This window comes from Micromonospora sp. WMMA1923 (assembly GCF_049179195.1).
Taxonomy (GTDB): domain Bacteria; phylum Actinomycetota; class Actinomycetes; order Mycobacteriales; family Micromonosporaceae; genus Micromonospora; species Micromonospora yangpuensis.
The window spans coordinates 3,813,804-3,840,198 of record NZ_JBMHLZ010000001.1; the positions used below are offsets into that span (position 1 = coordinate 3,813,804).

At 73.7% G+C, this 26,395-nt stretch carries 18 protein-coding genes and 1 pseudogene; 13 read left to right on the plus strand and 6 right to left on the minus strand.

Annotated elements, in window-relative coordinates; translation table 11 throughout:
* Window positions 1-325 precede the first annotated feature (325 nt).
* Together erpA and ACN28G_RS17105 are read right to left on the minus strand one after the other, a co-directional pair.
* Window positions 326-694, minus strand: a complete 369-nt coding sequence (gene erpA / locus ACN28G_RS17100; RefSeq protein WP_091441361.1) for an iron-sulfur cluster insertion protein ErpA — start codon at window positions 692-694, stop codon at window positions 326-328.
* A gap of 162 nt (window positions 695-856) precedes the next feature.
* On the minus strand, window positions 857-2,020 hold the full coding sequence (locus tag ACN28G_RS17105; RefSeq protein ID WP_421480927.1) for a glycerate kinase: 1,164 nt from the start codon (window positions 2,018-2,020) through the stop codon (window positions 857-859).
* Between the two features lie 44 nt (window positions 2,021-2,064).
* On the opposite strand from ACN28G_RS17105, the gene nadA reads away from it, so the two are divergent.
* The 5 genes from nadA (at window position 2,065) to ACN28G_RS17130 (ending at window position 12,150) form a co-directional block, all read left to right on the plus strand.
* A complete protein-coding gene (gene nadA / locus ACN28G_RS17110) occupies window positions 2,065-3,261 on the plus strand; it encodes a quinolinate synthase NadA (protein WP_421479665.1) in 1,197 nt (398 codons plus the stop codon).
* A 228-nt stretch (window positions 3,262-3,489) separates the two neighbouring features.
* On the plus strand, window positions 3,490-4,845 hold the full coding sequence (murA, locus tag ACN28G_RS17115) for a UDP-N-acetylglucosamine 1-carboxyvinyltransferase (RefSeq protein WP_091441367.1): 1,356 nt from the start codon (window positions 3,490-3,492) through the stop codon (window positions 4,843-4,845).
* A gap of 89 nt (window positions 4,846-4,934) precedes the next feature.
* Window positions 4,935-5,534 carry a DUF3043 domain-containing protein gene (locus ACN28G_RS17120; RefSeq protein ID WP_091441371.1) on the plus strand — a complete coding sequence of 200 codons (600 nt, stop codon included), beginning with the start codon at window positions 4,935-4,937 and terminating at the stop codon, window positions 5,532-5,534.
* 3,443 nt (window positions 5,535-8,977) lie between these two features.
* The gene (locus ACN28G_RS17125) at window positions 8,978-11,092 is read left to right on the plus strand and encodes a WG repeat-containing protein (RefSeq protein WP_421479667.1); all 2,115 of its coding nucleotides are present in this window, start codon (window positions 8,978-8,980) and stop codon (window positions 11,090-11,092) included.
* Between the two features lie 59 nt (window positions 11,093-11,151).
* The gene (locus ACN28G_RS17130; RefSeq protein ID WP_421479669.1) at window positions 11,152-12,150 is read left to right on the plus strand and encodes an aldo/keto reductase family protein; all 999 of its coding nucleotides are present in this window, start codon (window positions 11,152-11,154) and stop codon (window positions 12,148-12,150) included.
* 89 nt (window positions 12,151-12,239) lie between these two features.
* On the opposite strand, the gene ACN28G_RS17135 is transcribed toward ACN28G_RS17130, so the two are convergent.
* The gene (locus ACN28G_RS17135; RefSeq protein WP_091446876.1) at window positions 12,240-13,037 is read right to left on the minus strand and encodes a site-2 protease family protein; all 798 of its coding nucleotides are present in this window, start codon (window positions 13,035-13,037) and stop codon (window positions 12,240-12,242) included.
* A complete protein-coding gene (locus ACN28G_RS17140) occupies window positions 13,037-13,237 on the minus strand; it encodes a hypothetical protein (RefSeq protein ID WP_091441377.1) in 201 nt (66 codons plus the stop codon). Before ACN28G_RS17140 ends, ACN28G_RS17135 begins: the two co-directional genes overlap by 1 nt.
* Before the next feature lie 214 nt (window positions 13,238-13,451).
* Between ACN28G_RS17140 and ACN28G_RS17145 the strand changes: the two genes are divergently transcribed.
* From ACN28G_RS17145 to ACN28G_RS17160, 4 genes and pseudogenes are all read left to right on the plus strand, one after another.
* Window positions 13,452-13,646, plus strand: coding sequence for a hypothetical protein (locus ACN28G_RS17145; protein ID WP_091441381.1), 195 nt, complete (start codon window positions 13,452-13,454; stop codon window positions 13,644-13,646).
* 86 nt (window positions 13,647-13,732) lie between these two features.
* A pseudogene (locus ACN28G_RS17150) lies at window positions 13,733-15,829 on the plus strand (bifunctional adenosylcobinamide kinase/adenosylcobinamide-phosphate guanylyltransferase); the annotation flags it as partial.
* Window positions 15,830-15,911: 82 nt separating this feature from the next.
* A complete protein-coding gene (locus tag ACN28G_RS17155; RefSeq protein WP_421479671.1) occupies window positions 15,912-16,685 on the plus strand; it encodes an adenosylcobinamide-GDP ribazoletransferase in 774 nt (257 codons plus the stop codon).
* A gap of 66 nt (window positions 16,686-16,751) precedes the next feature.
* Complete coding sequence (locus ACN28G_RS17160; RefSeq protein WP_091441391.1) at window positions 16,752-18,041, plus strand: DUF2314 domain-containing protein; 1,290 nt, start codon at window positions 16,752-16,754, stop codon at window positions 18,039-18,041.
* A 113-nt stretch (window positions 18,042-18,154) separates the two neighbouring features.
* Here ACN28G_RS17160 and gcvT read toward each other — a convergent pair whose 3' ends face one another.
* Window positions 18,155-19,279, minus strand: a complete 1,125-nt coding sequence (gcvT, locus tag ACN28G_RS17165; RefSeq protein WP_421479673.1) for a glycine cleavage system aminomethyltransferase GcvT — start codon at window positions 19,277-19,279, stop codon at window positions 18,155-18,157.
* A 161-nt stretch (window positions 19,280-19,440) separates the two neighbouring features.
* Here gcvT and ACN28G_RS17170 point away from each other — a divergent pair, with 161 nt between their 5' ends.
* Window positions 19,441-21,012, plus strand: coding sequence for a leucyl aminopeptidase (locus ACN28G_RS17170; protein WP_421479675.1), 1,572 nt, complete (start codon window positions 19,441-19,443; stop codon window positions 21,010-21,012).
* Window positions 21,013-21,111: 99 nt separating this feature from the next.
* Here the strand turns inward: ACN28G_RS17170 and ACN28G_RS17175 are convergent, their stop codons facing one another.
* Complete coding sequence (locus ACN28G_RS17175; protein ID WP_091441423.1) at window positions 21,112-21,441, minus strand: hypothetical protein; 330 nt, start codon at window positions 21,439-21,441, stop codon at window positions 21,112-21,114.
* Window positions 21,442-21,580: 139 nt separating this feature from the next.
* Between ACN28G_RS17175 and lpdA the strand changes: the two genes are divergently transcribed.
* The 3 genes from lpdA (at window position 21,581) to ACN28G_RS17190 (ending at window position 26,353) form a co-directional block, all read left to right on the plus strand.
* The gene (gene lpdA / locus ACN28G_RS17180; protein WP_175440607.1) at window positions 21,581-23,011 is read left to right on the plus strand and encodes a dihydrolipoyl dehydrogenase; all 1,431 of its coding nucleotides are present in this window, start codon (window positions 21,581-21,583) and stop codon (window positions 23,009-23,011) included.
* 68 nt (window positions 23,012-23,079) lie between these two features.
* Window positions 23,080-24,912 (plus strand): 2-oxoglutarate dehydrogenase, E2 component, dihydrolipoamide succinyltransferase, encoded by a 1,833-nt coding sequence (gene sucB / locus ACN28G_RS17185; protein WP_421479678.1) that lies wholly within the window; start codon window positions 23,080-23,082, stop codon window positions 24,910-24,912.
* 118 nt (window positions 24,913-25,030) lie between these two features.
* Entirely contained in the window at window positions 25,031-26,353 is a 1,323-nt protein-coding gene (locus tag ACN28G_RS17190) for a low temperature requirement protein A (protein ID WP_091441433.1), read from the plus strand.
* The last annotated feature ends 42 nt before the right edge of the window (window positions 26,354-26,395 follow it).

Below are 26,395 nucleotides of genomic sequence, written 5' to 3' on the forward strand. Positions count from 1 at the left end.
GCCACCGGTCGGGGGTCGGCCGGATCTCCGTCCGGTCCGCCGGCCCCAACCCCCAACCCCGACCGGGTACGCCGCCGAAGCGGCCCGTCCCCGCCGCCGACGCCACCCGACAACCGCCAGCCGGGGCACCCGAGACCGCCCGGCATGACACCCGACCGGGACAACGGACGACGGACGACGGACGACGGGCCACGGACGACGGGCCACGGACGACGGGCCACGGGCCACGGACGACGGGCCACGGACGACGGGCCACGGGCGGAAACGCCAGAGCGCGACACCCCGCACGGGTGTCGCGCTCTGGTAATGCCGTTGTCGAGTCGGCTCAGCTGAACGAGTCGCCGCAGGCGCAGGAGCTGCCGGCGTTCGGGTTGTCGATGGTGAAGCCCTGAGCGTCGATCCGGTCGGCGAAGTCGATGGTCGCCCCGGTCAGGTAGGGGGCGCTCATCCGGTCGACGACGACCTCGACACCGTCGAAGTCGCTGACGACGTCACCGTCGAGGGAACGCTCGTCGAAGAAGAGTTGGTACCGCAGGCCGGAGCAGCCGCCGGGCTGCACCGCCACCCGCAGCCGCAGGTCGTCGCGGCCCTCCTGCTCGATCAGGGCCTTGACCTTCTCCGCCGCGACGTCGGTGAGGACGACGGAAGCGGAGGCCTTGGCCTCGGTCGACTCGGTCTGCGCTGGCGTGGTCACGTGGAATTCTCCCTGCACGCGTCGGTGTGGTCTTCTGGGCCAACGTCACCCGCCGGCCCGGTGATTCCCACTGCGGTCCGTCTCCGATTGTAGGCCGCTGTCGGCCGCCGGCACCGGCACGGCCCGATCCCGCCCACCCGGGGCTCCGGCCGGTGACCGGGATCACCGGCTCCACTGCCTGGCCAGCCGGGCGCCCAGCTCCCGTAGCCCGTCGGCAGGGCGGCTCATGGCCGTCTCCAGGCCACCGCGTTCCTCCCCGCCGAAGTGTTCCACCAGGCTGTACGCGTCGGTCACCCCGGCCGAGGCGGCCTCCCGGCGGCCGGTGCTCACCCGTCCGGCGACCACCACGCACGGCACGCCCCGGTCCCGGGCCGCGCCGGCCACCCCGGCGACGACCTTGCCGCGCAGCGACTGGTGATCGAAGGAGCCCTCCCCGGTGATCACCAGGTCGCAGTCGTCCAGCGCGGCGTCGAGGCCGATCGCGCGGGTGACCAGGCCGATGCCGGATTCGCAGTGGCCGCCGAGGGCGAGGATGGCCGCGCCCAGTCCGCCGGCCGCACCGCCGCCGGGCAGCGTACCGAGTTGCGGCGGACACCCCGGAAGATCCCTGACCAGTACGTCGGCGAAGCGCTCCAGAGCGGCGTCGAGCAGCAGTACGTCCTCGCGGGTGGCGCCCTTCTGCGGGCCGTACACGTTGCTGGCGCCGTGCAGCCCGAGCAGCGGGTTGTCCACGTCGGTGGCGGCCACCAGCCGGACGCCGCGCAGTCGGGGCGTACCGTCCAGCGCGGCCACGGCGGCCAGCGCCGCTCCCCCGTAGGGCAGGGCCTGACCGGCCTGGTCCAGGGCGGTGGTGCCGAGCGCGGCGAGCATCCCGGCACCGGCGTCGTTGGTGCCGGAGCCGCCCAGGCCGATCACCACCGTCCGGGCACCGCTCTCCACGGCGGCGGTGACCAGCAGCCCCAGCCCGTACGAGGTGGTCGCCTTCGGGTCGCGCTCGGCGGCCGAGAGCAGGTGCAGGCCGCAGGCCTGGGCGCTTTCCAGGTAAGCGGTCGAGCCGTCGGCGGTGAGCAGGATCTCACCGGCGGCCGGGCGGCCCAGCGGGTCGACGGTCGACACCGGCAGCCGGCGGCCGCCGAGCGCCCCGGCGAGCACCGCGACGAACCCCGGACCACCGTCGGCCAGCGGCCGGATGACGAGGTCGTCACCGCTGGCCACCTCCTGCCAACCCGTGGCGACGGCGGCGGCCACCTCCTGAGCCGGCAGGGTGCCGGCGAACTTGTCCGGACAGAGCAGCACTCGCATGCCCAGCAGTGTGGCAGGCCACATCGGCAGAAGTTCCACCCTGGCCATGCTGTGGGACCATGGGTGGTGTGACTTCGACCTGGGTGGAACCCTCCAACACCGCGACTGCCCTGTTGCTGCTCGGCCGGGGCAGCGATCCTGCCACCGAGCGTGGCGTCGAGTGTCCGGGTGACCTGCCGGCGCCCAGCGACCCGGACCTGGTGGCCCGGGCGGCGGCGGCGAAGGCGGCGCTGGGCAGCAAGGTCTTCGTGCTCGGGCACCACTACCAGCGCGACGAGGTGATCCAGTTCGCCGACGTGACCGGCGACTCGTTCAAGCTCGCCCGGGAGGCGGCGGCCCGGCCGGACGCGGAGTACATCGTCTTCTGCGGTGTGCACTTCATGGCCGAGAGCGCCGACATCCTCACCACCGACGCGCAGCGGGTGATCCTGCCGGACCTGGCCGCCGGCTGCTCGATGGCCGACATGGCGGTGCTGTCGCAGGTCGAGAAGGCCTGGGACGTGCTGACCGACCTGGGCGTGGCGGCCGATACCGTCCCGGTGACGTACATGAACTCCTCGGCGGACATCAAGGGTTTCGTCGGGCGCAACGGCGGGGTGGTCTGCACCTCCTCGAACGCCAGGACCGCCCTGGACTGGGCGTACCAGCAGGGGCAGAAGGTGTTCTTCCTGCCCGACCAGCACCTGGGCCGCAACACCGCCGTGCTGGAGATGGGTTTCTCGCTTGACGACTGCGTGCTCTACGACCCGCACAAGCCCGGTGGTGGGCTGACCGCCGAGCAGCTGCGCGACGCGAAGATGATCCTCTGGCGGGGGCACTGCTCGGTGCACGGCCGGTTCACGCTGGACAGCGTCGAGGACGTCCGGGCCCGGGTGCCCGGGGTGAACGTGCTGGTGCACCCGGAGTGCCGGCACGAGGTGGTCACCGCCGCCGACCAGGTGGGCTCGACGGAGTACATCATCAAGGCCATCGAGGCGGCCCCGGCCGGCTCGGCCTGGGCGGTCGGCACCGAGCTGAACCTGGTCCGCCGGTTGGCGCTGGCCCACCCGGACAAGCAGATCATGTTCCTGGACAAGGCCGTCTGCTACTGCTCGACGATGAACCGCATCGACCTGCCGCACCTGGTCTGGGCCCTGGAGGAGCTGGTCGCCGGTCGGGTGGTCAACCAGATCACGGTGGACGCCGACACCGCCCACCACGCCCGGGTGGCGCTGGACCAGATGCTCGCCCTGCCCGGCGCAAGCACCCCGCCACCCACAGCCTGATCACTCACGGTGACGACATTGGTACGGTGACGTACCGGTTGCACCGATTCATGCCGGCGCATACGGTGTGACCGACTCGCTTCTGGTCACCGAGGGCTATGCTGCCGGAGCGACGACACGAGCGGCCCTATCGACGCGGCCGCACCCCGGGTAGCGATGACCATCGTTGGTGACCATCGTGGGCCCGCCCCATCCACACATGGCAGCACCGACGCGCTGGAGGTTGCGTTGACCGACGACGTCCTGGTCGTACACGGAGGTAGTCCGCTCGAAGGGCGGATCCGCGTGCGCGGCGCGAAGAACCTGGTCTCCAAGGCGATGGTCGCGGCCCTGCTGGGTGACTCCCCCAGCCGGCTGTTCGACGTGCCGCGGATCCGTGACGTCGAGGTGGTCCGCGGGCTGCTCGGCCTGCACGGGGTGAAGGTGACCGACGGCGCGGAGACCGGTGAGCTGGTCTTCGACCCGGCCAACGTGGAGAGCGCCAGCACCGACCAGATCAACGTGCACGCCGGCTCCAGCCGGATCCCGATCCTGTTCTGCGGCCCGCTGCTGCACCGGCTCGGCCACGCCTTCATCCCCGACCTGGGTGGCTGCCACATCGGTCCGCGCCCGATCGACTTCCACCTCCAGGCGCTGCGGGAGTTCGGCGCCACGGTCGACAAGACCCCGGAGGGGCTGCACCTGTCCGCCCCCAACGGGCTGCACGGCACCAAGTTCGCCCTGCCGTACCCGAGCGTCGGCGCCACCGAGCAGGTGCTGCTGACCGCGGTGATGGCCGAGGGCGTCACCGAGCTGCGCAACGCGGCGGTCGAGCCGGAGATCATCGACCTGATCTGCATCCTGCAGAAGATGGGCGCGATCATCAAGGTGCACACCGACCGGGTGATCGAGATCCAGGGCGTGCCGAAGCTGCACGGGTACACCCACCGGCCGATCCCGGACCGGATCGAGGCGGCGAGCTGGGCGGCGGCGGCCCTGGCCACCCGCGGCCACGTCGAGGTCCTCGGCGCGCAGCAGGCCGACATGATGACCTTCCTGAACGTCTTCCGCTCCGTCGGCGGCGAGTACGAGGTGACCGACGCCCGGCCGCCGAAGCTGGGCGACCCGGGCCAGGAGGGCGGCATCCGGTTCTGGCACCCGGGCGGCGAGCTGAAGTCGGTGGCCCTGGAGACCGACGTGCACCCGGGCTTCATGACCGACTGGCAGCAGCCCCTGGTGGTCGCGCTGACCCAGGCCCGGGGTCTGTCGATCGTCCACGAGACGGTCTACGAACAGCGGCTGGGCTACACCGAGGCGCTGAACACCATGGGCGCGAACATCCAGGTCTACCGGGACTGCCTGGGTGGCACCCCGTGCCGCTTCGGCAGGCGCAACTTCAAGCACTCCGCGGTGATCGCCGGCCCGAGCAAGCTGCACGCCGCCGACCTGGTCATCCCGGACCTGCGCGCCGGGTTCAGCCACCTGATCGCCGCGCTCGCCGCCGAGGGCACCTCCCGGGTGTACGGCGTCGACCTGATCAACCGGGGCTACGAGGACTTCGAGGCGAAGCTGGCCGACCTGGGCGCCCACACCGAGCGTCCGTGACCCGACCCGGGTAGCCCCGCGCGGCCCCCGTCCACGCCCGGTGCACCCGCGATGTGCACCGGGCGCCGACGTTTGGCTACCCTTTCGGCGTGCCGTCGCTGTTTCGCCGCAAGTCCACCGACCTCGTCGACGAGTCCGTCACCACGGTGACGACCGACGAGGAGTCCGCTGCCGCCCTCCGCCGGAGCCACACCCCGGGCAAGGGGCGCGAGACGCCGAAGCGGCCGGGTGCGGCCCGCCGGCCGGCCGGCTCCTCGAAGCCGCTGAGCAAGGAGGAGGCGAAGGAGCGTCGCCGGCAACTGCGCGCCGAGGCCGCGGCGGAGTTCCGCCGCGAGGGCGGCCCCCGCGACCGTGGTCCGGAGCGGCTGCTGGCCCGTAACGTGGTCGACTCCCGCCGTACCGTCGGCACCTGGTTCTTCGGTGGCGCGCTGATCGTGCTGATCGGCTCGAACGCGGCGATGCCGCCGGTCGTCCGACTGGTCTCCAACCTGCTCTGGGGGGCGCTCGCCCTCGGCGTGGTGATCGACTCGATCCTGATCTCCCGCAAGATCAAGAAGCTGGTCCGGGAGCGGTTCCCCCGGACCGACCAGCGGATGGGGTCCCTCTACCTGTACGCGATCATGCGCTCGATCACCTTCCGCCGGATGCGCGCCCCGGAACCCCGCGTCACCATCGGCACCCCCGTCTGAAGGTGTAAGGAAGGGCCCCCTCTTAACGCTTTCTGTAGAGAAGGGGCCCCTTCTAACACCCCGGGAGCCCGAGCCGGCGACGGTGGCCGGGTCAGGCCAGGCCGGTGACGTCAGCCGTGATCGGCGAGGAGCGCTCGGGCCCGGTTGATCATCGCCTCCTCGGTGGCGGCCCGGGATCCGGCATCCGCCTGCCACTGCTCGAACAGAAGCCGGAACACCGTCGTGGCGTCACCCGGTGCGTACCGCGCCCAGAGGCCGTACCAGGCCAGGGCCCTCGCGCCTACGGCAGGGTGGACCCCCCGTTACCGACGAGCGGGCCTTGGGCACGGGACGAGCAGCGCGTGGCAGCGGAGAACCCAAGATCAGGTCTGCTCGCCGGCCGTACCGCCGAGGCCACCCCGCCCGTTGAGAAATCCGGAACACCCGATCCGACCATGACGCCAAATGTCCGAAACCGTGGGATAAAGTTTGGGTTAGGGGCGGCACCACAGTGGCGGTGACCGAGCCCACGCCGTTACCCTCCATCCGCAGCCACCCCGCGCCGGACGAGCAACTCCACCGGCAGTTGGGGCCGCCCAGCGTGACAATTTCCGACGAGGTGACATCGCCGTGAGCGAGCGACGCGAGCCGGGCACCGGGACGCGTCGCGCACCTGGCAAGGCCCGCCGATGAGTAGCGGCGGCTACGACCGCTGGCGTGATCCGGCCGAGCCGTCCTGGGTCTTCGCGCCCACCAACGAGTGGCAGCCGCAGTTCCCCGGACAGCGCTACCCCGGTGACATCGGGCTACGGCAGGCGCCCGAGCCCACCGGCCGGGCCACCGTGACCGGTCGGGCCGAGGTGCCACCGCTGGCACCGACCCGCCCCGACGGGTCGTACCGGGTGGGGTACGTCTGGAACGACGAGGACCTCGACGAGCAGTCGCCGCCCGGCGGCCACAGCGGGTCGGGCCAGCACGACCGGTACCGCTTCGACGAGTCGTACCGTCGACCACACGCGGAACCGACCTGGGACCGTGACCGGTCGTCGTCACCGCGGCACGGCGGAGCTGACCACCGGGCGGCCCCGCGCGAGCCCGGTCGGCGGCCGGCCGCGGGCGACCCGGCGCAGCGGACGCCCTCCGGGGATGCCGGCCGGTGGGCCGCCCGGACCGAGGCAGACCGGTGGGCCACCACCGGTGAACCGGACCGCCGGGCCGGTCGGGACGAGGCCGCCCGGCGCATTCCGCCCACCGAGCCCGACCGACGGACCCCGCCCACCGAGCCCGACCGGCGCGTTCCCTCCGGAGAGCCCGACCGGCGCACCTTGCCCGCCGAGTCCGACCGGCGCACCCCGCCCGGAGAGTCGGACCGGCGGGCCGTCCGGGGAGAGTCCGGTCGGCGGGCCACCTGGAGCGACCTGGAACCCCGCGCCACCTGGAGCGACTCCGACGGCCGGTCCGCCCCCGGCGAGCCGGACCGGCGGACCGCCCGAGGCGGACCGGACCGGCGGGTAGCACCGGACGAGCCACCCCGTCGGATACCGCCGAGAGAGCAACCGCGGCAGGTACCGCCGGACGGGCCACCGCGGCGGGTAGCGCCGGGAGAGCCACCGCGCGGCGAGTCGGACCGGCGGGTCACCTGGAGCGATTCGGAGCAGCTTCCCGCGGCCGGCGGCCCGGACCGGTGGTCGCGGGGTGAGCCGGACCGGTGGTCCGGTGCCGGCGACCGGCCCGGTCGGCGACCGGCGGCCGAGTGGACGTCAGCCGGGGACACCACCTGGTCCCGGCCCGACCGCGACCGTTCCGACCACCGCTTCGACCGGCCGGAGCACCGTAGCCGCCCCGTCTCGCCCGCGTCCCGGGCCGAGCCGGGTTGGATGCCGGAGCCGGCGGAGCAGCCCGCGCCCCGCCACGCCGGACGCACTGACCGGCCGAGCCCCGGGTACGGCCGCCCCACACCCGCTGACGGCCGCCCCGCGACCGGCGACGACCAACCCTCGTCCGGCAACGGCCAAGCCTCGTCCGGCTACGACCGGCGGCCGGTGGAGGAGTCCGGGCGCCCGCAGCTGCGGTGGAGCCCGCACCCGACGGAGCCCCCGGCGGCACGGCAGCCGATCGATCCGGCCGAGCCCTGGCGGGCGGGTGACCGGTGGAACGACACCGTCCCACCAGCCGGGCCGGCATCGGCCGAGTCGGCACCGCCCGGACCGGTCCCGGCCGGACCCGTACCGGTCGGGCCGACACCGGTTGGGGCGGCACCGGTCGGGCCAGCATTGGTCGAGTCGGCACCGGTCGAGCCGGCATCGGATCCGTTGGATTCCGACCCGCACCAGCTGTACCGGCGGCCACCAGGCGCGCAACCACGCCGGGAACCGCAGCAGCGCCGGGATGTCGAGCCCCGCCGAGGCCCACAGCCGGTCGGGAACCCACAGCCGGTCGGGAACCCACAGCCAGTCAGGGACCCGTTCCCGGTTGGAGACGCACAGTCGGTCGGGGACCCACAGTCCAGCCGAGGTACGCAGCCGGTCAGGGACCAGCGGCCAACCGTGGACCAGTGGCCAACCGTGGACCAGCGGCCGTCTGGGGACCTGCCGCCGACCGGGGACCAGGAGCGCCGGTCGGCCGCACGACCGGACGGCGGGCTGCCCTGGCCCGATCAGGGTCCGCTCCGGCCGGAGCAACAGCGAGGGCACGGCCGACCGGAGCAGCAACGTTCCGGGGAGCCGGTGGTGCCCGCCCCGATCCGTCCCGGCTCGACCCGACCGGCCCCGATCCACCCGGCCCCGATCCACTCCGGGCCGGTCCACGCCGGGCCGATCCCGCCGCCGCCACGGCCCGCGCCCCGGCCGGGTGTCGGGCCGGTCCGCCCACCGGGGCGGGAGGCACCGCCCCGTACACCGGTCGGCCCGCACGAGCCAGCCCGCCCGCCCGTACCGGTGCCGCCACCAATGGCGGATCGTCCGGCCGTACCGCTGGAACCGCCGGTGGCGAGCCGCCCGGCCGCGCCAAGCGACGTCCGGGAGCAGGGACTACCGGCGCCCGTGGTACGGCGGGAACCGGCCGGGCCGGAGACCGCGACGCCGTCGCCGGCACCCGTCTCACCGGCTATCCCCTTCTCACCGGCTATCCCCTTCTCACCGGCTGCCCCCTTCTCACCGGCTGCTCCCGTCGCACCGGGCTCGCCGGCTGCACCGATCTCACCGGCGGCGCCCGTCTCACCGGCGGCGTGGGGACGTCCGGAGCTCCGGCCCCAACCGGTGGCTCCTGCCCCGTTCCCGATGCGGCCCGCCGCCCCACCGCAGTCCGCCCCACCGGTCTCCACACCACGGGAGCCCATGCGACCGACCTCCGGAACGCCGGAGGTCACGCGACCGGTCTCCGCACCACCGGTGCCCACGCGACCGGTCTCCGCACCACCGGTCTCCGCACCACCGGAGCCCACGCGATTGGAGCCCGTACGGCCGGTGTCCGCGCCACCGCGGTACGCGCGACCGGTCTCCGCGCCACCGGTGTCCGGGTTGCCGGTCCCGGGTGGGCCGGTATCCGCGTCGGTGGAGTCGGCCGCGGCGGCGCTCGGGACCACCGAGGCCACACCGGCTGTCCCGGCCACCGACGGTGGTCAGCCCGCCCCGATGGCCGAGAACGTCGGCGATGCGGGGCGCACCACCGTCGCCGCCGGCAGCGGGACGCTCGGGTCCGCGCCGTCGGACGGCACCGCCGGCGATCCACCCGCGACCACTCCCGCCGACGTGTCGGCAGCCCCGGCAGTCGACGCCGTACCCGGACCGGAGGTCGAGCCCGCGCCGACCGTCCGGCCGGCGGACGGGCCGGTCGGTACGCCGAGCGCGGAAGCCTGGTTCCGGTCGAATCGTCAGGTCCGCCGGGACGAGGACCCACCGGGGCAGGTCTCCGGACCACCGGCCGTGGCGGACGCCCCCTCGGCGGCGCGATGGACCGAGCTGGCCCCGACAGCCGGGATGTCCCGAGCGCACGCCGCCGCCGAAGAAGCCGCCGGCGACCGGGAGGCAGTCGACAGCGGGGCGACCACCGCCGCGGGTGCCGCGCCAACCGCCGACGACGCGGTGTCGGCGCCGGCCGCCGACGACCCGGTGTCCGCGCCGGCCGCCGATCGGCCAGGGTCCGGGGCCGAAGGGGTGGACGACCGGCCACGGGGCGACGCGCAACCGTCCGGGGAACGGCCGACGGCCGAGCCGGCCGGCGAGCGTGGCGGACAGGCAGCCGGCCTGCTCGACGAGGACCGCGCGGCCGATGCGCCGGTCGATCCCGAGCAGGCGTTGGCGGGTCTGCGCTGGCGGCTCGACCCACGGACGCTGCGCGAGGTGGTGACGGACCCGGACGAGCTGCGTACGATCCGGCGGCGCCTCACCGAGAAGCTCGACACCGCCGTCGACAACCGGACCCGGACGCGGCTACTCAGCCTGCGCGCGGTCGCCTCCCGGCTGCTCGGCGAGCTGGACGACGCGCTCGACGACGGGCGGCTCGCCCTGACCTACGCCGAGGCGACCGGGGAGCTGCGCCGGACCGCGCTGGTTCAGGCGCGGCTGGCGCAGGTGCTGCGCTGGCGTCGGGAGTTCGGCGAGGCCGACCGGCTCTTCGCCGAGGCCGCCTCTCCCGAGTTGCCGGCCCGGCTGCGGGCGGCGATGCACGAGCACGCCGGGCGCTCCTGTTACGACCAGGGCCGGCTGATGGAGGCCTGCCACCACTTCGAGCAGGCCCTGGACCTGCGTGGAGACGGCGACGCCGAACTGAGCGGCCGGATCGGGGTGGCACTCGACGCGGTACGTGACCGGGCGGCCGAGGGCGGCTTCGGGCCGTACCCACGGGATCGGCACGAGATCCTGGAACGGCCGCGACCGCCGGTGCCGGCTCCGGACGCCGACCACGAGCGCTGGGGATACGTCGACCCGGACGGCGAGTTCGTCATCGCGCCCGACTACGCCATGGCGCAGCCGTACCACGAGGAGATGGCCTGGGTCCGGCGCCCGGGCTCGGCCGGTTGGACGCTGCTGGACCGGGGCGGTGTCCCCGTCCTGGAGACGTCCTGGCAGGCGGTCCGGCCGTTCGCCGGGGGCCGGGCCTGGGTGTCGCCGGACGGCTCCGGCTCCTGGCTGGGCATCGACCCGTCCGGCGAGGTGGTCGTGCCGCACGGCTTCGACCAGGTGTACCCGTTCCGGGCCGGACTGGCGGTGGTCCGCCGGGGGCCGGGTTGGGGTGCGGTGGACGCCACCGGTCAGTTCGTGGTGCCCACCCGGTACGACGGCTTCAGCACCCAGTGCAGCGACGGCCGTCAGGTCGACGGCTTCACCGACGAGGGCCTGGCCGTGGTCGTACGCGGTGGGCTGCGTGGTGTGGTGGACCGGGCCGGGCGGCTGGTGGTCGCCCCGGCCCACCCGGTGCTGCTCATCCACCCGGTCGCGTTCCTGGTAGGCGACGGGGTGAGCCGGTGGGGCGCGCTGGACCGGCGCGGCGCCCGGTTGATCGATCCGGTGCACCGGGACCGGGGCGCGGTGTCGGCCGAGATCGAACGGCTGCTCACCGACACCTCCCCGGTCCTCTGACCCGCGCCCGCCACCGGCACGGGATGAAGGCCCGCACCGACCGGGCTAGGGTCGGTGACATGGAATTCCGACACCTTGGCCGCTCGGGCCTGATGGTCAGCGAGATCTCGTACGGCAACTGGATCACCCACGGTTCCCAGGTCGAGGAGGAGGCCGCCGTTTCCTGCGTCCGGGCCGCCCTGGACAGTGGCATCACCACCTTCGACACCGCCGACGTGTACGCCGGCACCCGCGCCGAGGAGGTACTCGGCCGCGCGCTGGCCAACGAGCGTCGCGAGGGGCTGGAGATCTTCACCAAGGTCTTCTTCCCCACCGGACCGGGGCGCAACGACCGGGGCCTGTCCCGCAAGCACATCATGGAGTCGATCGACGGCTCGCTGCGCCGGCTGGGCACCGACTACGTCGACCTGTACCAGGCCCACCGGTACGACTACCACACGCCGCTCGAGGAGACGATGACGGCGTTCGCCGACGTCGTACGGGCCGGCAAGGCGCACTACATCGGCGTCTCGGAGTGGAAGGCGTCGCAGCTCCGCGAGGCCCACGAGCTGGCCCGGGAGCTGCGCATCCCGTTGGTCTCCAACCAGCCGCAGTACTCGATGCTCTGGCGGGTCATCGAGGCCGAGGTCGTGCCCACCAGCACGGAGCTGGGCATCGGGCAGATCGTCTTCTCGCCGATGGCGCAGGGCGTACTCACCGGCAAGTACCTGCCGGGCCAGCCGCCGCCGGCCGGCTCCCGGGCCACCGACGAGAAGTCCGGCGCGGGCTTCATCGCCAGGTTGCTCACCGACGACGTGCTGACCCGGGTGCAGCGGCTCAAGCCCCTGGCCGAGCAGGCCGGACTGAGCCTGGGGCAGCTCGCCATCGCCTGGGTGCTGCAGAACCCGAACGTCTCCTCGGCCATCATCGGCGCGTCCCGCCCCGAGCAGGTACGGGACAACGTCAAGGCCGCCGGGGTGAAGCTCGACGCCGAGCTGATCAAGGCGATCGACGAGATCACCGACCCGGTCACCGAGCGGGACCCGGCCCGTACCGAGAGCCCGGCCGAGCGTCCCTGACCGTCGCCTCCCGAGCGTTCCCGGCCCGGTCAGCCACGCACCGGGCCGGGAACGCCACGGCGTGGGCCCGGCCGGCCCGGAACAGCCGGTCAGCTCTGCCAGAACCGGATCAGGTCGAGGCCGGTGGCGTAGAGCCAGGGCGGCAGGCCGAGCAGGTCGGCCAGGGCGAACACCGCGTCGAAGAACCATCCGCCGATGCGCGGGTTCCACAGTAGGGCGAAGAGCAGGATGAACCCGAAGGGGGCGAAGAGGTCGTACATCCGCCGCCACTGCGGGTTCAGCCACGGCTGGAGCATGTTGCCGCCGTCCAGGCCGGGCACCGGGAGCAGGTTCAGCACGCTGGCGGTCAACTGGAGGAACGCCAGCAGCGCCCACCCGGCCCAGAACTCGATCGACCCGCCGGTGCCGGTGCCGATCCGCAGCACCACCACCAGGACCAGGGTGAACAGCACGTTGGTGGCCGGGCCGGCGAGGCTGACCAGGGTGTGCCGCAGCCGTCCGGGGATCGCGTGCCGGTCCACCCAGACCGCGCCGCCGGGCAGGCCGATGCCGCCGAGCAGCACCACCGCCACCGGCAGCACCACCGACAGCAGCGGATGGGTGTACTTGAACGGGTTCAGGGTGAGGTAGCCACGGTGGGCGACGCTGCGGTCCCCGGCCCGGAAGGCGACCACCGCGTGCGCGTACTCGTGCAGGCAGAGCGAGACCAACCAGCCGGAGACCACGAAACCGAAGACGGCCAGCCGGACGTTGCCGACCTGGTGCCAGGCCAGCACCGCGCAGGCCACGAAGATCGCGACCAGGGCCAGGAAGATCGGGCTGGGGCGCCGGGCCGCCCGGGGTACGCCGAGCACCAACGCCTCGTCGCCCGGACGGTCGTACGCCATCACTCCGCCGTCGGCTGCAGACTCATCCGGTACTCGACCCGGTCGTCCTCGGTCAGCGTGACCGAGGTGACGCCGGACGCCGCGAGCTCCCGCCAGGTCTGACCGACCCAGGACTCGGCGTCGGCCTGACTGCTGAACGTCTCCGTCGGTCCGTCCACCGACGCACCGTCCGTGCCCTCGTACCGCCAGCTCCACGCCATGCCGCGTCTCCCCTCGCCGCTGAAAGTCCCGCCGGGACGAACCCCCGCCAGCGTAGTCGCCCGGCAACCGATCGGCCCGACGGTGGCCGCCCGGGCCCCGGAGAGGCCGGGCCGACGGCCCTGCCGTCCAGGGTGTTCCTCGGTCGTTCTGGCGGGTAGGTGACCAGTGGGGCCGCAGCGAGACGTGGGCCCCGACCGGACGAGGGAGGACGAGATGGCGCAGCCACTACCGGAGATGGACACCGAGCAGTTGCGGAAGATCGCGGTACGCGGCGGGATCCAGGGCACCGAGGCGATGGACCGGGAGGAACTGGTCGATGCGCTGGAGGCCCGACCGGGCGAGGGCGCCTGGCAGCAGGACCCGAAGCCGGCCGATGTCAACCCCAACGACTACCGGTACGGACACTGACCACCGGGTGTCGACCGGCCCCGGTTCCGGTCCGGGCGGGCGTACCTCGACGTCACTGCCCGGTCGGGGGGATCTAAGGTACGCACATGTCCGTTGACGGGTGGAACAAGGTCCTGGTGCTCGGCGGTATCCGGTCGGGCAAGTCCGAGTTCGCCGAGTCCCTGGTCGGTGAGGCGACGACCGTCCGGTACCTGGCCACCTCCGCCGAGGGCGATCCGGAGGATGCCGAGTGGGCGCAGCGGTTGGCCACCCACCGTGGTCGCCGGCCGGGCGGTTGGCGTACCGAGGAGACCGCGAGTGACCCGCGTCGGCTGGCCGATGTGGTCTCCGCGGCCGAGGCGCACGAGACGCTGCTCGTCGACGACCTGGGCGGCTGGGTGACGGTGCTGCTCGACCCGGCCCACCAGCCGGCGGACGACACGGCCACCATCGACGAGCTGGCCACCGCGATCCGTACCTGCGCCGCCCGGATCGTGCTGGTCAGCCCCGAGGTCGGGTTGTCGCTGGTGCCGACCACCCCGATCGGCCGGGCGTTCACCGACGCGCTCGGCGCGGCCAACCGGGCGGTCGCCGACGCCTGTGACACCGTCGTGCTGGTGGTCGCCGGTCAGCCGTGCCGGCTGAAGCCGGCCGGCACCTCGGGCCCGGTCGTGCTGCCCGCGCAGGCTGTCCCGGCGGCGGCCGAGCCGGCCTCGGCGCAGGCCGTCGGCCTGCCCACCGCGGACCGCGCCGCCGCACCGGCACCCCGGGACGCGACGCCGCCGCCTCACGCACCTGTGCCGGCGGACGCGACGTCCGTCCCGGTCGCACCAGAAGCGGGTACGGCGGTTACGGACGCCGGGACGGGCACCGGCACCGGCGGGGCGACCTGGGCCGCGCCGACCATGAGCCTGCCGGTGCTGGCCACCGGGCTGGTCATCCAGCCGGGCATGGAGCTGCCGATGCCCGACGACTACGCCGGGCCGCAGGCCGTCGAGCGGCTCGCCACCCTGGACGTACCCGGGGCGGGGTTGGGGGTGTTGGAGCGGGTGGTCGGTTTCGCCGCCGCCACCCAGGGCACCCCGACGCCTGCCGCCTGGGAGCGGGTCCGGTTGGTGCTGCTCAACGGCGAGCACGAGGGCGGGGCCGCCGCCGGCACGGTGCCCGGCGAGTCGGGTCGACGGGCCCAGCAGGCCGAGAACGGCACCGGCGTGCTCGGTCGGTTGGCCGCCGAGACCGGGGCGGCCGTGCAGGTGGTCGACGTGCCGACGGCCGCGCCGATGGAGCAGGTGCCGGCGCTGACCGCCGAGACGGTAGAGGCCGCGCTGCGGTTCGGCTGGCAGTTGGCCGAGGAGGCCGCCGAGGCAGGGGTGCAGCTGCTGGTGCTGGGATCCTGCGGGGCCGGCGCCGACGCGGCGGCGGCGGCGGTGCTCGCGGCGACCGCCGGCGCGGAGCCGGCAACCGTGCTCGGCCGGGTGGTCGGCGCCGACGGGCAGATCGACGACGCGGCGTGGATGCGCCGGTGCGCGGCGGTCCGCGACGCGATGCACCGGACCCGTCGTTCGCCGCGCGGTGCCAAGGACATCCTGGCCGAACTCGGCGGCGGGGACGTGGCCGTGGCCACCGGGATCCTGCTCGGCGCGACCGCACGCCGGCTACCGGTGCTGCTGGACGGGCCGGTCGGCCTGGCCGCCGGCATGGTTGGCCGGGACCTGGCCGGACAGTCCCGGCACTGGTGTCTGCTGGCCGACGCCGGTGGCCATCCGGCAGTCACGCTCGCCGCCGACGTACTCGGCCTGAGCCCCCTGCTCGACCTGCGGATGGGGCTCGGTGAGGGGGCCAACGCGCTGGCCGTGCTGCCGCTGCTGCGCTCGGTGCTCGCCCTCGCCGCCGGCCTGCCCACCCGCCCGGCCGACACCGACGACCCGGCCGACCGGGCCGCCCCTGACGCACCGTCCACCGACGGGCCGGGCACCGATGCACCGTCCACCGACGGGCCGGGCACCGGCGACCAGCCGGGCAGCGACGGGTCGTCCGGCGACGAGCCGGTGACCGCGCCGCCGGTCACCGGCACCGGCCCCGCCGACCTGCCACCGGGCGACGACCTCCGCGACTTCGTCGAGCCGGAGCCGACCGGTCCGGGCCCGGCGACCACCGCCGAAGGGCAGACCGGGCCGGCGCAGACCACCCCCGACCAGGCCGGGCCGACGCAGGCCGGGCCGACGCAGGCCGGGCCGACGCAGGCCGGGCCGGCCGGATCCGGCCGGCCGCTCGGCTGACCCGCCGGTGACCGGCCGGTCCCGGTACGTCGACGGTCTCCGGTTGGCCGTCGGCACCTTCACCGTCCTGCCGGTGCCCGGCGGGCGGGTGGACCGGGCGACCGCCGGGGTCGCGATGGCGCTGGCCCCGGCCGTCGGTGCCCTGCTCGGTCTCGCCCTCGGCGGGGTGCTGCTGGCGCTCACCCCGCTCACCTCGCCGCTGATCGCCGCCGGGCTGACCCTCGGCTGCGCCGCGCTGCTCACCCGGGGGCTGCACCTGGACGGACTGGCCGACACCGTCGACGCGCTCGGCTCGTACCGGCCCGGACCGGCCGCGCTGGAGATCATGAAGAAGCCGGACGTCGGCCCGTTCGGGGTGGTCGCCCTGGTGGTCGTACTCCTGGTGCAGGCCGCGGCGCTGGCCGAGCTGGCCGGCCGGTCGGCGCCGGCGGGCCTCGCGGCGGTGGTGGTGGCCGTCGCGACCGGTCGGCTCGCGGTGACGGTGGCCTGCCGGCGGGGGGTGCCGGCGGCCCGACCGGACGGGCTGGGCGCGCTGGTCGCCGGCACCGTCGGCCCGGTCGCGCCGGTCGTCGGCACGGTCGCCGTCGCGGTGCTGGCGTCGGTGGCCGTGCCGGGGCGGCCGTGGCAGGGGCCACTGGTCGTGATCGCCGCGCTCGCCGTCGTGCTGCTGCTCCTGCGTCATCTGGTACGTCGCCTCGGCGGCATCACCGGCGACGTGCTCGGTGCCGGCGTGGAGGTCACCTCGACCCTGGTCTACCTGGGACTGGTGCTGTCCGGCTGAGCGCCGCGCGCCGGGGCGGGTAGCGTTTCGGTTGGACAGCACCGGTGCGCCACGATCGGGGACGACATGCTCATCACGGACGACTTCCTGCCCGTACCGGTGCCGGAGTCGCTCACCGCGACGTACCTGGTACCGATGGTCGGGTTGCCGCGGGTCGGTACGAAGTCGGCGGTGGCCGCGGTGGCCGACCGGTTGGCCGAGCCGGTGCGGGGGTTGGCCCAGCAGATGCTGGACGGCCCGCTGATGTCGGTGGAGACCCGGTCGATCGCCGAGTTCCCCCAGCTCCCGCCGGATCTGCTCAGCGCGTTCGGCGCGACCGAGGCCCAGTTGGCCCGGCTGGCCGAGGCCAGTCACCTGGTGGTGGTGCAGGCGCAGTACCGGCCGGGCTGGCCACCGGCGCACGAGTGGGCGGCGCGGGCGGTGGCCGCCGCGATCGCCGAATCGGTCGACGGTGACGTGGTCGACGTCTTCGGTCTGCAGTTCCTCGACCCGGCGACCGCACTGCGGTCGTTGCCCGACGAGCAGGGCCGGGTCCGGCTGGTCGACTGGGTGCTGGTGCCGTACTCCTCCGACGCCGAGGGTCTCTGGTTCACCACCAAGGGGCTGCGCCGGTTCGGGCTGCTGGAGCTGCAGACCCAGGGGGTGCCGGACCACCTCACCCGGGCCTGGGGAGCGGTGATGACCGGCGCGGCCCGGCGGCTGCTGCGGGACTGGACCGAGGGGCTGGCCGGTGCCGAGGTGCCGGCGTTCGTGCAGCTGCCGGTGCTGGCCACGGTCACCGGCCACGACATCGCGGTGGCCTACGGCAACCCGGAGCAGCACGGGGCGACCGCGCCGGTGCTGCTGCGCCTGGAGCTGGACCCGGCCACCGACCCGGAGGCCGACTCGTTCCTGAGTCTGCGCCCGCCACCCGGGCACTCCGGACCGGACGGGCGGTACTTCGCCGCCGCCTGCGCCACCCTCTTCGCGGGTATCCAGCCCGACGTGCGCTACACCCGCCCCGGTGACGCGATGACCAAGGCGATCGCCACCGCCCGCGCCGGGCTGGCCGACGCCCGCGCCCGGTTCCTCGCCGGTGACCTGCCCGCCGAGACCCAGCTGGTGGTCAAGTACGGTCTGCCCGGCGACGAGGGTCCGGAGTTCGTCTGGGCCGGGGTGACCTCCTGGGACTCCCCGGAGCGGATCGTCGGCGCCAGCGCCAGCGACGCCCACAGCGACCCGGGCGTGCGCATCGGCGCAACGGTGGTGGTGGCCGCCGACGACGTCGTGGACTGGGCGGTGCTCGGCGCCACCGGCGTGCTGGAGGGCGGTTGGACCCAGGCCGTCCTCGACTCCGGCGACCGCCCCACCCCCTGAGCCCGACGGCCGGCCGGACCGGGGCTTCCGCCCCGGCCGTGGCGGCTCAGCACACCCGGCTGCGGCGGCTCAGCGCACCCGGCCTGGCGGCTCAGCGCACCCGGCCTGGCGGCTCAGCGCACCGAGGGCTCGACGAAGGGCGGTCGGGTCAGCCGCATCCGGGACCGCCGACCCCGGATGTCGACCTCCACCAGGTCGCCGTCGGCAAGTCCGGGCGCGGTGTCCAGCAGGGCCAGGGCGATGCCCTCCTTGCGGGTGGGCGAGAAGGTGCCGCTGGTGACCGTGCCGACGCAGGTGTCGCCGACGTACACGCTCATCCCGGCGCGCGGGATCGCCCGGTCGACGGCCACCAGGCCGCGCAGCGTACGGCGGGGGCCGGTGGCCTTCTCGGCGAGCAGCGCGGCGCGGCCCCAGAAGGCCGGCTTGTCCCAGCCCACCGCCCAGCCGGCGCGGGCCTGCACCGGGGTGATCTCCAGTGACAGGTCCTGCCCGTGCAGCGGGTACCCCATCTCGGTGCGCAGGGTGTCCCGGGCGGCCAGCCCGCAGGCGCGCGGGGCGGGCGCGGCGGCGTGCAACGCGTCCCAGACCGCCACCGCGTCGGCAGCCGGCACCACCAGCTCGTAGCCCAACTCGCCGGTGTAGCCGGTCCGGCAGACGGTCAGCTCGACCGCGCCCAGGCGGGCCGGGGAGAAGCTCATGTAGTCGTGCCCGGTGGGCAGGCCCAGGGCGGTGAGCAGCTCGCCCGACCGGGGGCCCTGCACGGCCAGCACCGCGTACGCCTCGTGTTCGTCGGTGACGGTGACCGACGACGGCGCGGCGGCATGCAGCCGGCGCAGCACCTCGGCGGTGTTCGCGGCGTTCGGGATCAGGAAGACGTGGTCGTCGGCGTACCAGTAGGCGATCAGGTCGTCGACGACCCCGCCGGTGGCCTCGTCGCAGCAGAGCGTGTACTGCGCCCGACCGGGGGCGATCCGGCCCAGGTCGTTGCTGAGGCAGGCGTCGACGAACACGGCCGCGCCCGCCCCGGTGAGGCGCACCTTGCCCAGGTGCGACACGTCGAAGACACCCACCTCGGCGCGGACCGCGGTGTGCTCCTTCAACACGCCGCCGCCGGCGTACTCCAGGGGCATCTCCCAGCCGCCGAAGGAGGCGAACTTGGCGCCGAGAGCGGTGTGCCGCTCGTGCAACGGGGAACGACGCAGCCGGGTCGCGGCCGCGTCGGGGGTCACCTGGGTCATGGTCCAACGCTACCGGCCGCGGCGATCTGGTTAGCATCGGCGGGACCCGTTCCGGCCTGTGGGCCGGACGTGGCCACGCTCCGGCGGGTAGGTTGCGCCGGAGACAAACCCTCCGCCGGTACGCGACGAACCGCGACCGGCCTGGCCCGTCCGGAGTTGCCTTGACATCGTCCAGCACCAACCTGAGCCTGGTCGACACCGACCCCGCCGAACTCCCGGTCGACGCGATCGTGATCGGCCTGCACAGCCAGACCGGCGAGCAGGACGCCACCGACGGCCCCGCCGGCACCCTGCTGCTGGCCAGCGGCGCGGAGAGCATCGCCGCCGCGTTCGACGGCCGGCTCACCGAGACCCTGGCGCTGCTCGGCGCGACCGGTGCCCCCGGTGAGGTGATCAAGCTGGCCACCCTGGGCACGGTCACCGCCCCGCTGGTCGCCGCGGTGGGCCTCGGTGCCGAGCCGACCGGGGCCGCTCCGGCGCCGGAGACGCTGCGGCGGGCCGCCGGCGCGGCCGTCCGGTCGTTGGCCGGTGCGGCGCGGGTGGCGCTCACCCTGCCGCTGCCGGACGACGCCGACGCCCCGGCCGCGCTGCGGGCGGTGGCCGAGGGCGCGCTGCTGGGCGGCTACCGCTTCGCCGGCTACCGCACCCGGCCGCAGCCGAGCCGCCGGGAGCCGGTGGCCGAGGTGCTGGTGGCGGTGCCGGACGCCGGTGACGCCGGCGCCCAGGCGGAGGTCACCCGCGCGCAGGCGGTCGCCGGTGCGGTCCGGCTCACCCGGGACTGGGTGAACACCGCGCCGAACGAGAAGCGTCCGCCGGCCTTCGCCGAGGTGGTCGCCGATGCGGCGCGTTCGGCCGGGCTCGGCGTCGAGGTGCTCGACGAGGCGGCGCTGGCCGCCGGCGGTTACGGCGGCATCGTCGCGGTGGGTCAGGGTTCCGAGGCCCCGCCGCGCCTGGTCAAGCTCACCTACACCCCGGAGCAGGGCGGTTCGGGCAAGCGGGTCGCGCTGGTCGGCAAGGGCATCACCTTCGACACCGGCGGTATCTCCATCAAGCCGTCGCAGGGCATGTGGGAGATGAAGTCGGACATGGCCGGGGCCGCCGCGGTCGGCGCGACCATGCTGGCGGTGGCCGCGCTGAAGCCGGCGGTGGCGGTGACCGGGTACCTGCCGATGGCGGAGAACATGCCCTCGGGCACCTCGTACCGGCCGGGCGACGTGATCACCATGTACAACGGCAAGAAGGTCGAGGTGCTCAACACCGACGCCGAGGGCCGGATGATCCTGGCCGACGCGATGGCGCGGGCCTGCGAGGACGGCTGCGACTACCTCTTCGAGACCTCCACTCTGACCGGCGGTCAGGTGGTGTCGCTCGGCAAGCGGATCTCCGGCGTGATGGGCACCCCGGAGCTGTGCGAGCGGGTCCGCTCCGCCGGCGACGAGGTCGGCGAGCCGGCCTGGCCGATGCCGCTGCCGGACGACGTGCGCAAGGGCATGGACTCCGACGTGGCCGACATCTCCCAGGTCAACGCCGGGATGGACCGGGCCGGGCACATGCTGCAGGGCGGCACGTTCCTGCGCGAGTTCGTCACCGACGAGGTGGCCTGGGCGCACATCGACATCGCCGGGCCGAGCTACCACACCGGCGAGCCGACCGGGCACCTGACCAAGGGCGGCACCGGCGTCCCCGTCCGCACCCTGCTGGCCCTCATCGAGGACGTCGCCACCCACGGCTGACGTGTAAGGAAGGGCCCCTTGTTAACGCCTTCGGTATAGAAGGGTTCCCCTCTCACCCAGAGGTGTTAACAAGGGGCCCTTCCTTACCTCCGGAGGGGGTCAGTAGCGGTCGGGGCGGCGTTTGCGGCGCTCGTTGTAGTCGCGCATCCGCTGCGGGTAGCCCATGATGCGCACGTCGTAGACCGGGATGCCCAGCTGGTACGCGAAGCGTCGGGCGCCGTCCGGCCCGTCGATGCGCCGGCGGGTCCACTCGCCGTCGTCGGCGATGAGGATCACCGTGGTCTCGGTGACGGTCGTCTTCGGCTCGACGAACGCCTCGACCCCCCGCCGGCTGCGGACGAAGTTCGCCAGGTGCTCGAGATCGGCCCGGTCGGCGGTCCGGTCGCGGCTCTCCGGCCTGGCCTGCTTGCGTCGTCGGAACAGCGCCACCGACGGTATCCCTCCCCAGTTCGGTCACCACGGACCGGACCAAGCGTACGTGTCGTGGACGTGTCGTTGGGCACCTCACTACGCGCCCGGCAGCCGGTGGTGACAAGATGACCGAGGCGAGTATGCCCGTTTACCTGGCATGCCCCCTCGTAGCAGCGACGCGACCTGGGAGTTGAGTGTGAGCGAGCCGAACGACGCGACCTTCGACGTTGTCATTCTCGGAGGAGGCAGCGGCGGCTACGCGGCAGCGCTGCGCGCCGCCCAACTGGACCTGAAGGTTGCCCTGATCGAGAAGGGCAAGCTCGGCGGCACCTGCCTGCACAACGGCTGCATCCCGACCAAGGCGCTGCTGCATGCCGCCGAGGTCGCCGACCAGACCCGGGAGTCGGCGCAGTTCGGCGTCCAGGCGGAGCTGGTCGGCATCGACATGGCCGGGGTCAACTCGTACAAGGACGGGGTGGTCTCCCGGCTGTACAAGGGCCTGCAGGGCCTGGTGGGCGGTGCGAAGAACATCACCTTCGTGGCCGGCGCCGGCAAGCTGGTCGGCAAGGACACCGTCGAGGTCGACGGCAAGCGGTACACCGGCCGCAACGTGGTGCTGGCCTCCGGGTCGTACGCCAAGAGCCTGCCGGGCCTGGAGGTGGACGGTGAGCGGATCATCACCAGCGACCACGCGCTGACCCTGGACCGGGTTCCCGCCTCGGCGATCGTGCTCGGCGGCGGCGTGATCGGCGTCGAGTTCGCCAGCGTGTGGAAGTCCTTCGGGGTGGACGTGACGATCGTCGAGGCGCTGCCCCGACTGGTCGCCGCCGAGGACGAGGAGTCCTCGAAGGCGCTGGAGCGGGCCTTCCGCAAGCGGAAGATCAACTTCAAGGTCGGCAAGCCCTTCGAGACCGTCGAGAAGACCGACAAGGGCGTCAAGCTCACCATCAAGGGCGGGGAGACCGTCGAGGCCGAGCTGCTGCTGGTCGCCGTCGGCCGCGGCCCCAACACCGCCGACCTCGGGTACGAGGAGCAGGGCGTCAAGACCGACCGCGGGTACGTGCTGACCGACGAGCGGCTGCGCACCAGCGTGCCGAACGTCTACGCGGTCGGCGACATCGTGCCCGGCCTGCAGCTCGCCCACCGGGGCTTCCAGCAGGGCATCTTCGTCGCCGAGGAGATCGCCGGCAAGACGCCGGCCGTGATCGACGAGGTGGGCATCCCCCGGGTCACCTACTCCGAGCCGGAGCTGGCCTCGGTCGGCCTCACCGAGGCCAAGGCCAAGGAGAAGTACGGCGCTGACAAGATCAAGACCTACAACTACAACCTGGGCGGCAACGGCAAGAGCCAGATCCTCAAGACCGCCGGCTTCGTGAAGCTGGTGGGCGTCGAGGACGGCCCGGTGGTCGGCGTGCACATGGTCGGCGCCCGGGTCGGTGAGCTGATCGGCGAGGCCCAGCTCATCTACAACTGGGAGGCGTACCCGGGCGAGGTCGCGCAGCTCGTGCACGCCCACCCGACGCAGAACGAGGCCCTGGGCGAGGCGCACCTGGCCCTGGCCGGCAAGCCGCTGCACTCGCACGCCTGAACAATGCCAACCCGCGGCGTCCGGCGACGGGCGATGACCCCACCAGGGAACGAAGGAGTCTGAAGGATATGCCGGTATCGGTCACCATGCCCCGGCTCGGCGAGAGCGTCACCGAGGGCACCGTCACCCGCTGGCTCAAGCAGGAGGGCGACACCGTCGAGGTCGACGAGCCCCTGCTCGAGGTCTCGACCGACAAGGTCGACACGGAGATCCCGTCGCCCGCGGCGGGGGTGCTGAGCCGGATCGTGGTCGGTGAGGACGAGACCGCCGAGGTCGGCAGCGAGCTGGCCGTCATCGCCGGTGAGGGCGAGTCCACCGGCGGTGCGCCCGCGCAGCAGGAGGCCCCCGCCGAGCAGGAGGCCCCGGCCGAGCAGGCCGAGGAGGCCGCCGCCGAGCCGCAGGCCGAGGCGGAGCAGCCGGCCGTCGAGGAGCCGGCGGGCCAGGCCGCCCCGGCGCCGTCGGGCGAGGGCACCGCGGTGAAGATGCCGGCCCTGGGCGAGAGCGTCACCGAGGGTACGGTCACCCGCTGGCTCAAGCAGGTAGGCGACTCCGTCGAGGTCGACGAGCCGCTGCTGGAGGTCTCCACCGACAAGGTCGACACGGAGATCCCCTCGCCGGTCGCCGGCACCCTGCTGGAGATCAAGGTCGCCGAGGACGACACCGCCGACGTCGGCGCCGAGCTGGCCGTGATCGGCACCGCCGGTGCCGCCCCCGCCCAGGCGGAGCCCGAGGCCAAGCCCAAGGCGGAGACCAAGCCGGAGCCCGAGGCCAAGCCGGAGCCGAAGCCGGAGCCGGCCGCCGAGAAGCCGGTCGAGGAGCCCACCCCGGGCCTGTCGTACAACGAGCCGTCGGCCGAGGCCGAGACGTCGGCCCAGCCGGCCCAGGCCGAGCAGGCCGCGACCCCGCCCGCCCCGACGCCGGCGAAGACCGCCGGCGGCCAGGGCGGCGACGGCGAGGCCGCCGGTTACGTGACCCCGCTGGTACGCAAGCTCGCCGCCGAGCACGGTGTCGAGCTGTCCTCGCTCAACGGCACCGGCGTGGGTGGCCGGATCCGTAAGCAGGACGTGCTGGAGGCGGCGGAGAAGGCCAAGGCGGCGAAGGCCGCTCCGGCCCCGGCCGCCCAGCCGGCCGCCGCGGCGGCCCCGGCCAAGCCGGCGGCGAAGCCGCAGCCCAGCGCCAAGCGGGGCACCACGGAGAAGCTGCCCCGGATCCGGGCGACCATCGCCAAGCGGATGCAGCAGTCGCTGCACGAGATGGCGCAGCTCACCACCGTGGTCGAGGTGGACGTCACCCGGGTCGCCAAGCTGCGGGCCCAGGCGAAGGCGTCGTTCCAGCAGCGGCACGGCGTCAAGCTGTCGTTCCTGCCGTTCTTCGCTCTCGCGGCCATCGAGGCGCTGCAGACGTACCCGATCGTCAACGCCAGCATGGACCTCGACGCGGGCACGATCACCTACCCCGAGGGCGAGAACCTCGGCATCGCGGTGGACACCGAGCGGGGCCTGATGGTGCCGGTCATCCACGGTGCCGGTGACCTCAACCTGGGTGGTATCGCCAAGCGGATCGCCGACCTGGCCGAGCGGACCCGGACCAACAAGATCAGCCCGGACGAGATCGCCGGGGCGACCTTCACGCTCACCAACACCGGTAGCCGGGGTGCCCTCTTCGACACCCCGATCGTGCCGTCGCCGCAGTCGGCGATGCTCGGCACGGGTGCCGTGGTCAAGCGGCCGGTCGTGGTCAACGACCCGGAGCTCGGTGAGGTCGTCGCCGTCCGGTCGATGGTCTACCTGGCCATGTCCTACGACCACCGGCTGATCGACGGCGCCGACGCGGCCCGGTTCCTGGTCGCGGTCAAGGAGCGGCTGGAGGCCGGCAACTTCGAGGCCGAGCTGGGCCTGTAACACCCACGCACCGCCACGACGGGCGCCCCGGTCACACCGACCGGGGCGCCCGTCGCCGTCGCGGTGGGCCGGCCGGAAACCGCCCCGGAGACGGACCGGTCGCTGACAGACTCGTACGGTGGGCGGCAACCGGGGCTGGCGGAGCCTGGGTCCGGCGGTGGCGATCGCGCCCGGGGCCCGGGTGGACCGCTTCGAGATCTTCTTCGACCTGGTCTTCGTCTTCTCGTTCTTCGTCATCGTCCGCTCCACCGCCACCCACATCAGCGGCCACACCCTCCTGCACGCGCTGCTGGTGCTGGCGGTGCTCTGGTGGTGCTGGGTCATCCACAGCGTGGTCGCCACCCGGGTACGCCTCGGCGAGGGCTTCGTACCGGTGGTCATGGTGGTCGGGATGGCCGCCCTGTTCGCCTTCGCCCTGTCCGTGCCGCAGACCATCGACAACAAGGAGGAGGACGGGCTGGCCGGCCCGCTCACCGTCGCCCTGAGCTACCTGGTCCTGCGGGTCGTCCATCTCTGGGTGCTCTGGCACGTGAGCCGGGGCCAGGCGGCCGAGCGCCGACGCCTGCGGCGGCTCGCTCCGGAGCTGGTGGTCAGCACCGGCCTGCTGCTCGCCGCCGCGCTCGTGCCGCTCTACGTCGACGCATCGGAGACCGGCGGACTGGTCCGCGACGGCCTCTGGGCCACCGTGATCCTCATCCAGTACGGCACCGGCCTGCTGATCGGCACCGCCGGCGCCGGGGTGGCCTCGGCCGAGCACTGGACCGAACGGTACGAACTGATCCTGATGATCGCCCTCGGCGAGTCGGTGATCTCCGTGGGTGTCGGCAGCAACCTGGCCAGCCGGCCGGTCACCTGGCCGGCGATCGTCTCGGCGAGCCTCGGTCTGGTGCTGGCGGCCACGCTCTGGTGGCTGCACTTCGACGTGATCGGTCCGGCGGCCCGGATCGCCCTGCACGCCACCCTGGGACCGCCGCGGGTACGGATGGCCCGGGACGCCTACGTCTACTTCTTCCTGCCGATGATCGCCGGACTGGTGCTCTTCTCCCTCGGCGCCGAGGAGATGCTGAACTGGCTCGCCGCGCCACGCCCCTCACCGATCGGCGAGCCACTGCCCGGACCCGGCGTCCCGCTGCTCTACGGCGGGGTGATCTGCTACCTGGCCGGCAACATGCTCTTCCAGCTGCGTACCCTGCGCACCCTCACCTGGTTGCGGGCCGGCGCGGTAGTCCTGTTGGCGGTGTTGATCCCGGTCGCCGACCGGCTGCCGGCGCTGGCCGCCCTGGTGCTGCTGACCGTCGTCACGGTCGCCCTGGTGGCCCTGGAGGTGGTGACCATGGCCGACTCCCGTACCGCGCTGCGGGAGGCCGTGCTGGCCGAGCGCACCGCCCACGAGGCGCGGGAGGCCGAGTGGCGGCAACGCTGGCACGACGAACAGCGGTAAGGGCTCTGCCGTCGGCAGAAGGTCTGGGCGCTGGCCGCTCGG